The organism is Streptococcus ictaluri 707-05, assembly GCF_000188015.2.
Classification (GTDB): Bacteria; Bacillota; Bacilli; order Lactobacillales; family Streptococcaceae; genus Streptococcus; species Streptococcus ictaluri.
Genome location: NZ_AEUX02000006.1, coordinates 470,168 through 485,884 on the forward strand (window position 1 = coordinate 470,168; position 15,717 = coordinate 485,884).

Annotated in this window: 8 protein-coding genes and 4 pseudogenes; 3 read left to right on the forward strand and 9 right to left on the reverse strand. The window is 37.6% G+C overall.

Annotated features, from left to right (window positions below; translation table 11 throughout):
* Positions 1 to 45 precede the first annotated feature (45 nt).
* From rpsU to STRIC_RS07415, 3 genes and pseudogenes are all read right to left on the reverse strand, one after another.
* Positions 46 to 222, reverse strand: a complete 177-nt coding sequence (rpsU, locus tag STRIC_RS07405) for a 30S ribosomal protein S21 (RefSeq protein WP_000048058.1) — start codon at positions 220 to 222, stop codon at positions 46 to 48.
* Between the two features lie 138 nt (positions 223 to 360).
* Positions 361 to 1,146 (reverse strand): transporter substrate-binding domain-containing protein, encoded by a 786-nt coding sequence (locus STRIC_RS07410; protein ID WP_008089201.1) that lies wholly within the window; start codon positions 1,144 to 1,146, stop codon positions 361 to 363.
* Between the two features lie 20 nt (positions 1,147 to 1,166).
* Positions 1,167 to 2,330: pseudogene (locus STRIC_RS07415) on the reverse strand (aminotransferase).
* 131 nt (positions 2,331 to 2,461) lie between these two features.
* Between STRIC_RS07415 and STRIC_RS11880 the strand changes: the two are divergent.
* Positions 2,462 to 3,324 (forward strand): annotated as a pseudogene (locus STRIC_RS11880) (IS982 family transposase).
* Between the two features lie 213 nt (positions 3,325 to 3,537).
* Here the strand turns inward: STRIC_RS11880 and addA are convergent.
* The gene (gene addA, locus STRIC_RS07430) at positions 3,538 to 7,173 is read right to left on the reverse strand and encodes a helicase-exonuclease AddAB subunit AddA (protein WP_008088689.1); all 3,636 of its coding nucleotides are present in this window, start codon (positions 7,171 to 7,173) and stop codon (positions 3,538 to 3,540) included.
* Position 7,174: 1 nt separating this feature from the next.
* Positions 7,175 to 10,402 carry an ATP-dependent nuclease subunit B gene (gene rexB, locus STRIC_RS07435; protein WP_008089022.1) on the reverse strand — a complete coding sequence of 1,076 codons (3,228 nt, stop codon included), beginning with the start codon at positions 10,400 to 10,402 and terminating at the stop codon, positions 7,175 to 7,177.
* Positions 10,403 to 10,566: 164 nt separating this feature from the next.
* Between rexB and ypfJ the strand changes: the two genes are divergently transcribed.
* Both ypfJ and STRIC_RS07445 read left to right on the forward strand, forming a co-directional pair.
* On the forward strand, positions 10,567 to 11,490 hold the full coding sequence (gene ypfJ / locus STRIC_RS07440; protein ID WP_008088978.1) for a KPN_02809 family neutral zinc metallopeptidase: 924 nt from the start codon (positions 10,567 to 10,569) through the stop codon (positions 11,488 to 11,490).
* A gap of 125 nt (positions 11,491 to 11,615) precedes the next feature.
* Positions 11,616 to 13,169: pseudogene (locus STRIC_RS07445) on the forward strand (IS1182 family transposase).
* Here the strand turns inward: STRIC_RS07445 and STRIC_RS11885 are convergent.
* The 4 genes and pseudogenes from STRIC_RS11885 to STRIC_RS12695 all read right to left on the reverse strand — a co-directional run bounded on the left by STRIC_RS11885 (position 13,084) and on the right by STRIC_RS12695 (position 15,662).
* Positions 13,084 to 13,752 (reverse strand): ABC transporter ATP-binding protein, encoded by a 669-nt coding sequence (locus STRIC_RS11885; protein ID WP_083835432.1) that lies wholly within the window; start codon positions 13,750 to 13,752, stop codon positions 13,084 to 13,086. The pseudogene STRIC_RS07445 and the gene STRIC_RS11885 sit on opposite strands and share 86 nt — an antisense overlap.
* Positions 13,753 to 13,762: 10 nt before the next feature.
* Positions 13,763 to 14,838 (reverse strand): annotated as a pseudogene (locus STRIC_RS07450) (ABC transporter permease).
* A 67-nt stretch (positions 14,839 to 14,905) separates the two neighbouring features.
* Positions 14,906 to 15,292: a DUF1722 domain-containing protein gene (locus STRIC_RS07455; protein WP_008089258.1), complete on the reverse strand. Its 387-nt coding sequence runs from the start codon at positions 15,290 to 15,292 to the stop codon at positions 14,906 to 14,908.
* A gap of 214 nt (positions 15,293 to 15,506) precedes the next feature.
* Entirely contained in the window at positions 15,507 to 15,662 is a 156-nt protein-coding gene (locus STRIC_RS12695) for a hypothetical protein (protein WP_008089122.1), read from the reverse strand.
* Positions 15,663 to 15,717 lie beyond the last annotated feature (55 nt).

Below are 15,717 nucleotides of genomic sequence, written 5' to 3' on the forward strand. Positions count from 1 at the left end.
AAAAACAACCTACCAATGGCAGGTTGTTTTTATTATCTAAATAAATTAGAATTTTTTACGTTTGCGAGCTGCTTCTGACTTACGTTTACGCTTTACAGAAGGTTTTTCGTAGAATTCACGTTTACGTGATTCTTGAAGAGTACCAGCTTTAGTAACAGAACGTTTGAAGCGACGAAGAGCATCGTCAAGTGATTCATTTTTACGTACTACTGTTTTTGACATGTGTTTCACCTCCTCAAGATATTGTAACATTTTCACGTTCTAAACCATATTACCTAATTTTTAAAAGAAAGTCAATGCTCTTTTTTGAAAATTTTCATTCATAAGTCTTAATAACTGATTAATCAACTGCTTTTCCTGTTAAGCAGCTTCCTTAATAAAATCTTTATACTTATCTTCTTTCTCAAGCTTTTCAATTACCTTATCAATGGTCTTTTTGAGGTCTTTATTACCTTTAGGCATTGCTACTGCTTTAGCATCGCCATCAGCCGTTGTTAATTTTAAAGAAGCTAAAGCTAAATCAGGGTTTTGTGCTAAAAATCCAGCCGCTACTGGCCCTTCTAAGTCTACAGCATCTACTTGTCCAGATTTTAATTCATTGATAGCCTCTCCCATAACGGTTAAGGAAATAGTATTAGCTTTTTTAAGTTGCTCTTTAACTAAAGTTTCTTCAATACTTCCTTTTAAAACAGCTACTTTTTTCCCATCTAGATTTGACATTTCTGTATAATCTTTCAAATCTGTGGCTTTCACTAAGATAGCATTTTCTGTTTCATAGTAGGGTTTCGAAAAATCATAAACCTTAGCACGTTCTTTAGTATAAGAGAGCCCCGAAATAGCAATATCTGCTTTTCCTGTTTGAAGGCTAGATAAGACATTGTCAAAACTCATGGAAGATAACTCAAGTGTCACCCCTAATTCGTCAGCAATAGCTTTAGCTAAGTCAATATCAGCCCCTACAATGATATCTTTGCCATCAATAAGAGCCTTAAATTCAAAAGGAGCATAATCTGGACTTACTGCAACCACAAGTTTTCCTTTTTCCTTGATGTTAGCTTCTAATTGGTTGTCCTTATTTTGCCCACAGGCAACTAATGTGATCAGAGATAAGATGGCTATACTACTTACTATTAATTTCTTCATCATGTTATATTTATTCCTTTTTATTAATGATAGTCCTTGTTATATTGAATTATTATACTAAAGTCAATATAATATTGAATATTTTTTAATTTTTGAGATAAGGCCAATAAACCTGCTTCTAAGCACTCTGTTGAACATCCATAACCTATGCGAATGTAACCCTCCTGACCAAAGCAAGTTCCTGGAACTACTAAGGTACCGTACTCAGCTAACAAGTCATTAGCAAATGTTTGGATATCTTCTTGAATATTTAATTTGACAAAAGCTATGGATACCTGATTGGGCTTGATGTAGGAAACCTTTTCTTCCTGCGAAACCCACTGATCTAATATGGCCAAGTTTTTTTCAATGATATGTTGATTGCGGTCTAAAATCTGAGCTGCTGCTTGTAAGGCTAAAGTAGCTAGTTGGTCACTAATCACACCCGCACTAATCATAGTATAATCTCGATAAGTTTGCAGTTGGCGACAAATCTCTGAAGAAGACAAAAGCCATCCCACACGGATACCTGGTAAAGAAAAGGTTTTGGACATACTGTTGGTCGAAATACCCTTATCATAATAATCAGCAACTGCCAAAAAGCGCGTCGACGAAAAAGAATGGTAGACTTCATCACATAAGATATAAAGATCATATTTGCGGGCAATCGTGATCAATTCGTTAAGATAGCTTTCTGTCATGTAAGCTCCGGTTGGATTATTACCATTAGTAATAATAATCATTTTTGTCTCTGGTCTAATGAGGTTCTCCAAGTCGGCTAAATCAGGTAATCACCTGTCTTCTGCCCTAGCATGCCATAAATCAACCTTTGCTCCTAAGGATCGGGGCATATCATAGAGTTGTTGATAGCCTGGATATTGGATGATGACATGATCATCTCTGTTAATTAAGCCGTAGATGGCTAACAAATTGACTCCTGTAGCACCATTGGTTTGTAAAACATTATCAGAACTTTGATTTTGGTATAAAGCGGCAACATCCTCTTTAAAGGCCATAGATCCCTCAATCCATCCGTAATCCAACACAAGACTTTGCAAATCAACATAAAACTGGTTGGGATCTTGTCCACTTAAGGTTAATAACTCCTCTAAAGATAAGGCCAAAACAGAAGAACCAGCAATATCATATTTAGCCAAGTGCTCCTTTTCATTAAGCCATTCTTCTACACCAAATGCTGGCAATTCCATACCTTAACCTCCTATAGGTATTTTTATATAAAATACAGAATAAGCCCGTGGTGCTAGTTAATCTCAAAATACAATAAAAAGCCCAAAAGGACTATACTGTAAGTGCCTACACAAACAGGAGGTTAGTCCAAATGAGCCACTTACAGTATACAGCTAAATCCCATCACTTACAATGGAATATGCGTCAATTATCAAAAATTTGTTCTCAGTTTTATCAAGATTATTGTCCGGAAGACTTCAAACACCGTCGTAACGTCTGTCTGTCCAAAGTTTCAGACCAATCTCTTCTAGTTTTACTGCTATTACAAGCTGAACTAGGTATTAAATCACAACGTCACTTTTATAGGATTTGTCAGCTATTTCCCTGCGGTACATTACTAGAAAGAAGTCGCTTTAATAGGCGTGCAAGACAGTTGATTTGGCTGGTTCAAGTGATTCGTCAGGCAATGAACACTCAAATTTCTCCCAATACCATTGTTATTATAGACAGCTTCCTTGCCTACTTTGTCAATCTATTCGTAACCACAGGGTCAGACTTTTCAATGGGATAGCTAATATTGGTTACACCGCCTCTAAACATATGTGGTTTTACGGTTTTAAGGTTCACATGCTAGTGACCTTATCAGGCTACATTCTGAATTATGTTGTCAGCCCAGCCTCTGTTCATGATATTAAGGCAGTTTACGAGTTGCTAGAAAGGTGTGAACAATCCGTCATTTTAGCAGACTTAGGTTACCTTAACCGTGAGCTGAAAGATGAGTTGAAGCAAAATGGCTATCACCTCTGAACTCCCTTGCGTCAAAATATGGAAGGGGCTAAACAGCATAATCATTGGAAACTAATGGCTATGAGACGAACCATTGAGACTAGATTTTCAGAACTTTGTTCCCTTTTTGATATGGAACGAACACTGGATAGGGGCATGACAGGGCTGCAATTGAGGATTGAACAAATCATACTAGCTTACAATTTGAGATATTTTGAAATTAACTAGCACCATGGGTAGAATAATTATTCAAATGTCAAGTCTTTATCAAAAATAGAAGAAAAAAACTAGACAAAAAATCAACTTCATCCTGATTTTATCAATTGTCAAAAATAAAAAATTGCATGATATCAATGATTTTAAAGCAAAGATATCATACAATATTATTCATTTTGTTTTTTACTCAGTTCCTTTTCATCAGTCTTTAAAAGTCTTCTGTCATTAATCAAGTTTTAAAACTTCTAACTGATGCGATCCCATTAAAATAAGGTATTTATCAACCTGATTGATGCCGTAAGCTTGCGTTAACGCTTTGGCATACAAGTTGAGTTGCTCTTGGTAACGATCTTTTAAGTCTAATGGATTGTTAAACTTATCTGTTTTGTAGTCAAAGAGAACAATATGATCATCAAACAAGAGATAACCATCAATAATCCCACGAACAACGTATTTTTCTTGACTTGCAAAATCTTTTCGTAAGATAGCAAAAGGAGCTTCACGGTGAAGTTTATCATGATGCTTTTGCAAGAGCTGGCCAAGTTCAGTCTCATGAAAGAATTGATAAACTTTTTGAAGATCTAGTTTTTCTTTCACTTCTTGGTCTTCTCCTACCAAGCTTAAAGCCTCTTGTATCGCTTCTTCAGTCACCGCTTCTGTCACAGAAATACGCTGCATGAGTTCATGCAAGCTCGACCCAATTTGGCTAGCACTTATCTTATTTTGTTTCGCAAAATCAGGTAATTCAAAATCATCATGAGCTTGATAAGCTTTATCAATAAGAGCGACACCTTCATTATCCATTATCGGCTCATAATATTTTTTAATCTGACTAGGCGTTCGAACAGTTGGTAAATGGATAGCCGCCTGGTAACTTTGATTTAACTCAGACACTTTTTCTAACATGTCAATAGCACGCGCTAAATCATCTGTTTGACGGTTATGAGCTAAATCATCTGAATCAAGTTTCTGAGAAGATTCCAAACGCCCAATAGCTTCTGCTTGTAAGTCCTTTTCTTGCAAAAAAATAAGATCGTAATGAAGCTCTTCTTTTGAAAATACCGTGGCAATAGCCATTAGCCATTCTTGAAAACTCATCATGCCTTCTCTAAGAGAGAAGGGGAGTCGGCCTTTTTCCTGGTGGTCAAACGCTAATTCTTCATAGCGTTTTTGACTAGCTTTTCCAATCAAATAAAGCCTTTTTTCAGCCCTTGTCATGGCAACGTAAAGTAATCGCATTTGCTCTGATAAGGTAGCAAGACGCAGTGCCTCTTTATTTAAGTGATAGGGTAATGTGGCCATTATAACTTTAACAGCGGGTAAAACCTCTTCTCCTAATAGGTCTTTGACGTCAGCTAAGTACTTTATGCCTGCTCCTTCTTGACGATTAAGGATAATAGTGGAATGCAAATCATTCATAGCAAAACGCTTATCACAGTTTAAAATAAAGACGTATTTAAATTCAAGCCCTTTAGACTTATGAATGGTCATCAGATTAACAGCTTCTTTAGGTGGGGAAACTTCCACATCTGCCAAATCATTTTGCGTTTCTAAAATACGATCAATCATTCTAATAAATCGCGATAAGCCCTTATAGCCAGAGGCTTCAAACTGATTGGCTCTAAGCGCTAGTGCGTACAAGTTAGCCTGTGCTTGATCAGCTTTTGCTTGTGTTGCCACAAAATCAAAGTAAAAGCGGTCATTATAAATCTTCCAAATCAAGTCGTATAAGGAACGCTTCTTGGCAAAACGTCGCCAAGAACTTAAAGTCTCAACAAAAGCATTCAGTTGAGCAGTCATTTCAGAACCAATTAACTCAGGATGAGCTCCTTTTTGCTCAAGGGCATTGACTAATTTCTCATAGAAAGCTTCCTGGTGCTGACTAGGTGACTCTTGCAGGGCAATTCTTGCTAACTGGTCTTCATCAAACGAAAACATGGGAGAGCGCATTAAGGCCACCAAAGCATAATCATTCAAAGGATTATTAATGCTACGAAGCGTTTCTAGCATCACCATGACTTCAACTGATTTGAGGTAATTTTCCTGTCCACCGTCAGCCACTAATGGAATCCCGTAATCATTAAACGCTTGAAATATGGCATCATTTCGAGTTCTAGAAGAAACTAATAAGGTGATATCACTAAAAGGAACATTCTCTTTTTGATGAAGCCTTATGATTTCTTTAAGGACAATTTTCACTTCATTAGCTGAAATCCCGTCTGTTTCAAGTGTCTCCGCTAAGTCTTCTTCTTGATCTGTATTATAAAGTAAAACTTGTGTTCGATTTTGAGGGTAGGTTTCTTGTTGAGAAGGACTACCCGCTTTTAACAATTGATCCTTATCATAATTGATTTCTCCCAATGATTCATCCATTAGATGACTAAAGACGCTATTTGTGGCATCAATGACTTGAGAATGGCTTCGGAAATTCTCTGTTAACAAAATCAACTTGCCTTGGCTGGGATCGTCTTGATAAGTCTTAAATTTTTGTCCAAAGATAGTTGGGTCTGCCTGTCTGAAACGGTAGATGGATTGTTTCATATCCCCAACCATAAATCGGTTGTGTCCATTTGATAAGAGTTCTAAAAGGCGCTCTTGCATGTGATTATTGTCTTGATATTCATCCACCATAACTTCATGATAGCGCTCTTGATAGGTCTTTCGGATAGTCTCATTTTCTTCTAAAATGGCAATAGCAAAATGGGCAATGTCAGAGAATTCATATGCATTCTCTTGTTTTTTAGCTTCTAAATACTGTTGTGAAAAATCAATGACAAAGGCTTGAAGCAACTCCAGAAGTTGACTAATATCATCTTGAAAATGAAAGACTGTCTCAAGATGTCTAAAAGCCAGCAACTGCCTTTGTAAGTCTTTAAAAATCGGATATTTATGCCCAGCAACAGTTACCTCACTTCCTGAAGGAATAAGGGCTGTTATATCTTTGGCTAGTTGACTTAATTGGGCTTTGCCATATAAGCTCTCAAAGTGTGTGACCCATTCATTGAGTTTGTCAATCATCTCTAAATGCTTAAGGTACTTGGCCGACTTTTTACCAGCTTTGGTATATTGTGGATAACCTTCTAAATCTGTTAAATCACGTAGGCTATCTGCCGTTTGACCAATAACAGACAAAAAGAGATTTACTTCCTGATCAGGAATATCAGCAAAATCTTGATATAAGTTATTGGCAACTAAGAAATGCTCTTTTAACCATTTATAGGGATTATCTGTAGACTGACTAAAGTGAAAGCAGAGATATACCACACTTCTAAACGCAGAGCTATCTTTGCGATTACCCGAAAAGTTTTTGACCAAGGCTTTAAAAAGCTGTCGCTTGTCTTGAGACAGGTATTGCTCAAATAAGTGACTAAAGATCTCATTTTTTAAGATATCTTGTTCGGATTTATCCTGTAAAATGCGAAAATTAGGGGCTATTCCTAAGGTATAGCCATATTGGCTAACCAACTTTTGAGTAAAGGCATCCATGGTACCAATGTCTGCCTGATTTAGGGCTTGTAATTGGTCATTCAGGTATGATTTTTCGATGTCTTCTCTACTATTAGCTATGGTCTCTTGTAAGCGTTTTTGCAGACGTTCTTTTAATTCTGTTGCCGTTTTGACCGTAAAGGTAGAGATAAAAAGTTGGTCAATGCCAATGCCACGTTGGATTTTATCCAAGATACGTTCTACCATGACGAAGGTCTTTCCCGAACCGGCAGAGGCGGAGACTAAAATATTTTGTCCATGGCTATAAATGGCTTCAATTTGTGGTCCTGTTCGTTTTTGAGGCTTGCTCGATCTAGCCTCTTCTTTTTGAAGACTGGCGATTTCGTCAGGCGTTAAAAAAGCTTTAGTCATCATGTCATCTAATCTCCTCGTTCATTAAGGTCAAGAAGGCTTGCCTTTTTTCTTTAGCAGGTAATCTTAATAGGGGTCTCGCCTGACCCAGGTCTAAATCTGCTTCAAAGCGTGTAATGGCTTTTAGTTGTTCCCCTTGGACTGACTTTCCATCTTCCGTATAGGGATTGATGAGGAAGTGGCCCTTTCTGATTTGGTCGGCAGCATCAAGATAGAGTTTTTTATTATAAGCTAGTAAGGTTTCGAGTTCTTCTTTTTGATAGATGGCATTTGCCGTTTGATAGCTACCGTTTGATAAGTGCTCTTTTTCTTCCTCTAGGAAAATCCCCTTATAAGTGAGTTCCTTATAGACACTTTCTACCAACTTTTGATCTAGTGCTTTAAACTGTGACAAGTCTAGCTTTGGATCTTGTAGATGTAGGTACATAGCCCCAAAAATTGGCAATAAGTGATTGGGATCACTCGACTCTTTTAGTGTTGCTAAATAGGTAACCAACTGCGGACTCAACCCATTGTAAAAATGGCCAATATCAAATTTATTAGCACTCGATTTGTAATCAACAATTCCTAAACTACCATCATGTAATTGGTCTATGCGATCTATTACCCCTCTTACCAAGACTTTTTGATCCCAATCTAATTGAAATACCTTTTCCTGAGCAATCACCTTCAAGTTTTGGTTTCTTTCTAACACACTTGCTGTTACCTGAACAATATCTTGTAAGACGCCAAGGCTATAGCCTGCCTCAAGGTTATCTGAGTAGACGGCTTGAAAGGTTTTTTCTTGATTGGTTTCTCCAATAGCTTCTCTTAATTTAGCATCAAAAGAAAGGTCTCTATGGTCTTTCATAAGTCGTTCAAAAACGCGATGCAAGTATTGGCCATGAATACGCGCATCCGGATGAATAGACTCTAGCTCCTGCAAACCAAGCACATACTTCAAAAAATAGTGATATTGGTTATTATAGAAAATTCGTAAGGCAGATGCCGACAAGGATAGGGGTTGATCACTTGGAAACCTAGCTTCTATGACTTGTGATGCCACTTTCTTTGTGATCAAATGATTTTTAGGACTAGTCAAGACAATATGGTCTTCTTTTAAGCGCTTCTTGACATAGCGTAAAGCAACTGTCCAAAAGTTCTTATCTTCTTCGGTCATAAGAGCTAGCATGTCATCTCGATTGAGGTTAATAAGACGTGATAAAAGGGCCTTGTAGTTACCAATGTCTTCAGGCTCTCGTGACAAGTGATGACGTCCCTTCTCAATAAGCGGCAAGCCAAAGCTAAGCCATTCTTTGAGATAAGGAGAAAGCTCTTCTGGAACATCATTTAAAAAATGAGGCACACTTAAAACCAAGTGGTTAGTCGCCGCATTTAAGAGGGACAGGGCCGTTTGATGACTTTTCTTAACCTGGTCACTCGTTGGAATATCAAATTGTTGATAGATTTCAGTTAAGTCATTAATGGCTTGGCGTTCTTGGTCTGAAATCAAACTGTTATTTTTAACCTGTTTTGGAAAGTGAGATTGTGTTAAACCAATGGCAAAGACAAAGGGCTTGGCATGTGGTTCTATCAAATCATAAGACTTAACAGCTACCACATCTACAGTAGCAGGAACCGTGCGATAGTGAGCCGTCTGCATACCAATTTTCAAAAGTGACAAGGAATCATCCAATGACATCTTCTGCTGACCAAAAATCAGTTGAAAGTCTTCTAATATGTCTGTAAAAGTCTTCCAGACTTCTTTATCTTTTTCATATTCAGCTTCAGATTGGCCTTGGCTTAGGACTTTAAAATTATCCAAAAATTGGATAGCTTTAAAAAAGTTCATCAATTTCGCTAGTAAAGAGCTTCCCAATTGTTTTTGACTTTTAAATAAGTCCTTAAGAGGATTAAAGATAGCTTCACGTAGCTCATTTAGCTCTTCTAAAGGGTATTGACGGGATGAATTGATGGTAAAATCTCTAGAAAACTTAGTGTAACCATTGATATCAGCAAAATCAAGGTATTGCTCAAAGCGGTCCATCGCTTCTTCTGTAAAATTGGCAAAAAGTCCTGATTTAACAAGATTAAGGATATCTTCACGACGCCAATTATAGCGACGACTTCTTTCAAGCGAATCAATAAACTGAACTAAAGGATGATCAGACATGGATTCCGCCTTACCAAAGTAATAAGGAATTTCGAATTTATCAAAAATATGCCCCACCTGTAAATGATAAGCGTCGACATCTCCCAAAAGTACTAAGATATCTTTGTAGCGATAGCCTTGATACAATTTTTGTCTAATGGCCTTGGCAACATGTTCAATTTCTTCTTTTTGATTATTTGACTGCCAAATGTCAATATATTGCTTATCAGTCTCTGGCAGTTGCCAATCACTTTGACTATAATCATGATTAGCTTCAAAGAGTTGTGTCACTCTTGAAAAAGCATCTGGATATGTGGTATCTGAGGTGATATACTGGGCTTTGGTTTGGAAAAGCGAGGAAAGTTCTCTCAAAAAATCAATGGCTGCTTGATAGATATTTCCTTTAACAAAGGTTTTCCCATAAGCTTTTTGACTAATATAAGTTCCAATGACAATTTCCTGGCACTTATCATTTAACAAACTTAGGAGTTCTTTTTCTTCAGCTGAAAATCGTGAAAAGCCATCAATAACAAGTACTGTTTTTTTCAGTTGTTCATCAAGATCTCCCGACTTCACAGCTCTCAGCAATGTCGCTAAAGGGCTAGCAGTCTCAAAGGATTGTTCAGCCATAATGGCATCGACTACTTCAAAAATAGTAATGAAATCAGCTTGTTTTTCAGAGCTTTCTAGAGCACTTAATTCATAAACACTTAAATTAGCCGTCTGTAATTCTTTATACAAATCAACCAATTGTTGAATGAAGGCTGGGTCTGTTTGTAAGCGATCAAAAACCTTTAATTGTCCTGGTTCAAGAGTCTTCATTGCTCTGTAAAAGACCAGAGCCAGAGCCGTTTCGCTCAGATTTTCTTTTTGTTTCTCCTGTTTAAGAGTCAAGTAACGCGCCATTTGAGCAAAGCGAGTGACTGTTATGGCAAAAGATGCCTCTTGTGGGAGATACTCCAAAACAGCCCTTTCTTTTTCAAAGGAAAGGGAATTGGGAGCGATGTAAAAGACACGAAATCCCTTATTTGCATAAGAACTTGCTTCTTTTACTAATAGTTCTGTCATGTCATGACTGACATCTGTATATCGTAACTTCATAAGTCTCCTTCATTTAGACCGCTTACTTATTCTTATATTATAGCAAATGCAGCTTTCTTTTCCCATTTGAAATCCTCTTAAATAAGCTGAATTTAAGAAGTCAAACAAGCAATTATTAAAAATTTGTTCTATAATAGAATCAAATAAAAAACGAGGGTAGATTTATGAAAACAGATGATTTAAGAAAAAGTCAACAGGTTGAAGATCGACGTGGGCAATCCTCTGGTTCTTTTGGAGGAGGAGGCTTTGGTGGTGGCGGAGGAGGGGGACTCCTACTGCAACTTCTCTTTTCAAGAGGAGGATGGAAAACCAAACTGGTCATCCTTCTTCTATTATTAGTAATGGGGGGTGGCGGTTTATCTGGTATCTTCACCGGTGATCAACCTAATAGTAGTTCCTACCAATCACGACAAATTACAAGAACAAGTGGTGACAAAGCTAGCGAGGAACAAGTTGATTTTGTCAGCAAAGTTTTTGCCTCAACAGAAGATTACTGGACCACTAAATTCAAAGAAAAAGGGTTGACCTATCAAAAACCTACCTTGGTATTATACACAGGTGCAACCGCAACAGCCTGCGGAACAGGTCAAGCAGCTTCTGGACCTTTCTACTGTCCTGGAGATAAGAAAGTCTATCTCGATATTTCCTTTTATGATGAGCTATCTCAAAAATATGGTGCTAAAGGAGATTTTGCTATGGCCTACGTTATTGCTCATGAGGTTGGGCACCATGTTCAAAATGAAGTGGGACTTATGGATAAATACGCTCAAGCAAGACTAGGCAAATCAAAGGCGCAAGCAAATCAACTAAATGTCCAATTAGAACTTCAAGCAGACTACTATGCAGGTGCTTGGGCCAAGTATGTTCAAGGGGAAGGACTTCTTGAAAAAGGGGATATCGAAGAAGCTATGGCTGCTGCTCATGCCGTTGGAGATGACACCCTTCAAGAAGAGGCTTATGGTCGAGCTGTTCCAGATAGTTTTACCCACGGGACATCTGAACAGAGACAACGCTGGTTCAACATAGGTTTCCAATATGGTGACTTTGAGCACGGTGATACATTCAGTGTAGCGTATAATAATTTATAATAAAAAAGGTTGAGACATATGTCTCAACCTCAGATTGAAGACAAAGCCCTAGAAAAATGAATTTCTAGAGCTTTTTTGTTCGCTAAGAGTTATAATAAAGACAAGAATCTCTAGGAGGTCTCTCTATGTTCCACAAAGAAAATCCGAACTAAAATCGTAATCAAGTTGGCTTTTATAGCTTAGATGAGTTGGTCCCTAAAGACCATCTCTTACGTCAAATTGACCAAGCCATTGATTTCTCATTTATTTATGACTTAGTTGAAGATAGTTATTGTGCTGATAATGGTCGTCCTAGTTTGGATCCCGTTATGTTGATTAAGATTCCTATGATTCAATGTCTGTTTGGCATTCGTTCTATGCGTCAAACTATCAAAGAAATTGAAGTCAATTTAGCTTACCGCTGGTTTCTTGGCTTGACTCTAGAAGATAAGGCGCCTCATTTCACAACATACGGCAAGAACTACAGCCGTCGTTTCCAAGATAAACAAGTCATTGAAGCCATCTTTTCTCATATTCTAGGTCTCTGCCTCAATGCTGGTTTGATTGATCCTACCGAAATCTTTGTGGATGGGACTCATATCAAGGCAGCTGCTAATCATCACAAATACATCAACCAGGAAGTTGAGGCACAAGCTAAATTTATGAGTGACCAATTGGAGAAGGAAATTGCCAAAGATAGGGAGAAACACGGAAAAAAGTCCTTAAGGCTCGCCAAAGAAAAAGAGCCCGCAAGTAAGAAAATGTCTACAACAGACCCTGATAGTGGTTGGTTTCATAAAGGAGAGCATAAACAAGTCTTCGCTTATAACGCTCAAGTTGCTTGTGATAAACATGGTTGGGCATTGGGGTATAGTATTCACGCTGGAGATGTCCATGATAGTCAGGCATTTCCTGAACTCTTTGACAAGATTAAAGCATTGAACTCTCACTATCTCATTGCTGATTCTGGTTATAAAACCCCAAGCATCGCTCATTACTTATTAACTCTAGGTGTCATACCAGTTTTTCCCTATACAAGACCTCATAGTAAAAAGGACCTGCTTCGGCCAAAAGAATTTATCTATGATGAGTATTATGATGTCTATCTTTGTCCAGAAAACCAACCTTTGCACTATTCAACGACTAATCGAGACGGTTACCGTGAGTATAAAAGCGATCCAGCTATTTGTCAGACTTGTGCTCTTTTATCAGTTTGTACCCAGTCGAAGAACCACCAAAAAGTCATCACACGTCATTTATGGAAAGATGACTTAGAAGTCTGCGAAGACATCCGACACCAACTAGGGATGAAAGAGCGTTATCAACAGCGTAAAGAGACTATTGAACGCTTGTTTGGGACAGCTAAAGAATACCATAACTTACGCTATACGAGATTAAAAGGAAAGTCCAAAATGGGGGCAACCCTTGGGCTTACTTTAGCGTGTTTAAATCTGAAAAAATACAGCAAATGGATGGCTGGAATAGCCTTATTTCTTTGCCTGAAAGTTGCCAAAATGAGGCAAATCATCATAATGATAGTAAAAGAAAAGACAAACTGGAGGTTTAGACCAGTTTGTCTTCAATCTGAGGTTGAGACATATGTCTCAACCTTTTTTACTTATCTCGACTCAAAATACCATCTTCCATTCGGTAAACCTTATCACAATAATCTGTCATTCGATTATCGTGGGTTACCATAACAATGGCTTTTTGTTGTTCTTTGCTTTCTTTGGCCAGAAGTTCCACAACTTCATAGGCTCTTTTTGAATCCAAGCTAGCAGTGGGTTCATCTGCTAAGATAAGAGCTGGATTGTGATAGAGGGCTCGTGCAATAGCTACCCTTTGCCGTTCACCACCTGAAATATCTTGTGGCAACTTGTTCGCTAACTTGGTAATGCCAAGTTCCTCGAATAGTTGATCACGCTTTTCTTTTTGCTTTTCCTTGGTCAAATGGTCTACCAATTGTAACTGTTCCTTAACGGTTAAAAAAGGAATAAAGTTAGAGGCTTGCAAAATAAAACCAATATCTTTAAAACGTAGCGCTGCTCTTTTTTTCTCGGATAGATTGGTGTAATCCTTCCCATTGACAAAAATGTGACCGCTGGTTGGTGTTTGTAAGCCTCCTGCAATCGTCAAAAAAGTGGATTTCCCAGATCCCGATGGACCAATAAGTGCAACGAATTCCCCAGCCTCAACTGAAAAATCTGTTGATTTTAGGGCTTGAATTGTTTGATCACCATCTTTAAATGATTTTGTAACTTCTTTAAATGCTAAAATAGACATCACAACCTCCTTAACCAATAGCTTTTAAGGGATCAATTTTAACAATAGCTAAAACTGAAAAGAGTGTTCCTAAAAGAGCAAAGGTTATCATAGACACTAAAATAATGCTATATAAGTACCAATTACTTTGAAAAGGAACGGCCACTGGTAAAACCAATGAAGTTAACCAAGTTCCAAGAAGACCTAAGGCACTACCTACTGTTGTCAAAATAAAGGTTTGCGCTAAGACCGCGTTTGCAATGGTTTTATTAGCAATCCCTTGTGCCTTCATAATACCAAAAATAGGTGCTTTCTGAATGGTCAAGACATACATAAAAATCCCAATGATAATAGCAGAAATAAGAACTAAAAAACCAATCATAAAGGCAAAAGTCAAGACTTGGGCATTATAACCAGGCAATTTAGTGATAAAGCTTTCTATCGACAGTTTTTGCAAACTTTCTTTAGGATAGTCACTGACTTTTCCTTTCACCACAAAAGCATTGACCTGATTGTCTTGTTTTTGGGCTGCCTGACCAAACTTGGCTTCTTGAAAAGCTTTTAGACGTAAATAAGCAACTGGAGCCACACTAAAACGGTCTCCTTCTGTATAACCTACAATCTTAAAGGTTTTATCCGTCGTTGATAAGGACAAGTCATCTCCAATGTTAAAACCGCCTTTAAGGGCTGCACTTTTATCAATAATAACTTCATTATCTGAAGATAATTGCTCTCCTTCAATCACTTTTGGCTCAAGAAAAGAATCTTCTTCAATCCCAAAAAGACTCAGTTTTTCTTTATCTTTTTCTTTGGGGTTAGAAACTGTCCAAGCAACACCATTGAGTTGCCCAAGGGCAGTTACTTGATCTGCTTCAATCTGATCTTTTTGCTTTAACACTAACTGTGATAAATTGAGATTGGCATCAGCATCCTTTGTTAAAAACACTGTATCTGCTTGCCACTTATCAATAGCAGAGCGGTTTTCTTGCACTAAACCAAAGGCTAGTGCCGTTAAAAAAACATTAAATAGGCTATTAAAAAGAGTAAGCCTAAGATTAAGCCATACCTCAGTTTGGCTTGTTTCATTTCTTTGATAGCTAAAAACATATTTTCCCTCCTTAGTCTCTCTAAGCATAGCATAGAATAGGATTAAAAAAATGTTTTATCTGAAAAATTAAAGACCCTTGGTCATTAGACGACAATTTAATAAATAAGGAGGTTGATAACAACTTGTCATTTCTTGCAAAAAGTAAAGCATGTCATCTTGACGAGAAACTAAGGCCTCATCCAGCTCTTTAAAATAAGCTTTTTCTTCTGAACTTGCTATTTTTTTAAAGTAGCCCCAAACATGCTGATATGCCACACGAAGTGTCTTTAGATTTGGCTCTAAGCTTTCTGCTTCTTGAATCAAGACATTAAACTGATCAGCCTTTTCAGAGCTCCAATCATTATACCTAAATAACAGCCTTAATTGCTGATAAATCTGTTGAGAATGCGCCATAACCCAATACTTTTGATAGGCCCACTCTTGTTGATAACGAACTAGTGACTGATCACTCATCTTTCGCCCCTTCTATTGTTATCGTAACAACAATATCTTTTCGCAATAACTTTTTGACCCGACAATTGGCATCAATATAAGCCAAGAGAGCCTCTTTTTTATCACTGACCTGATTATCTAAAATAGTGAGATGAATCTGAAAACCTTCCTCATGATAGCTAGCTTTAAGCTCAACCGCAATGTCTTTTTGCTTAAAATGACGCCAATAATACCCCTATACACACATGGTTATACAAGAAGACAAAGCAATAAGCATTAAGCTCATTGGGGTTTCGCCCCTATCAGTCGTTCCAAATAAATCAATGGCTTCGCCATAACCTTCGGTTCTTGTCTGGTAGAGTCCTTGACCTTTGATGGTGCTTTTATACATATTCGTCTCTTTTCTATCTCATTTTCTTTCATTATAACAAAAAAACCATCACTAA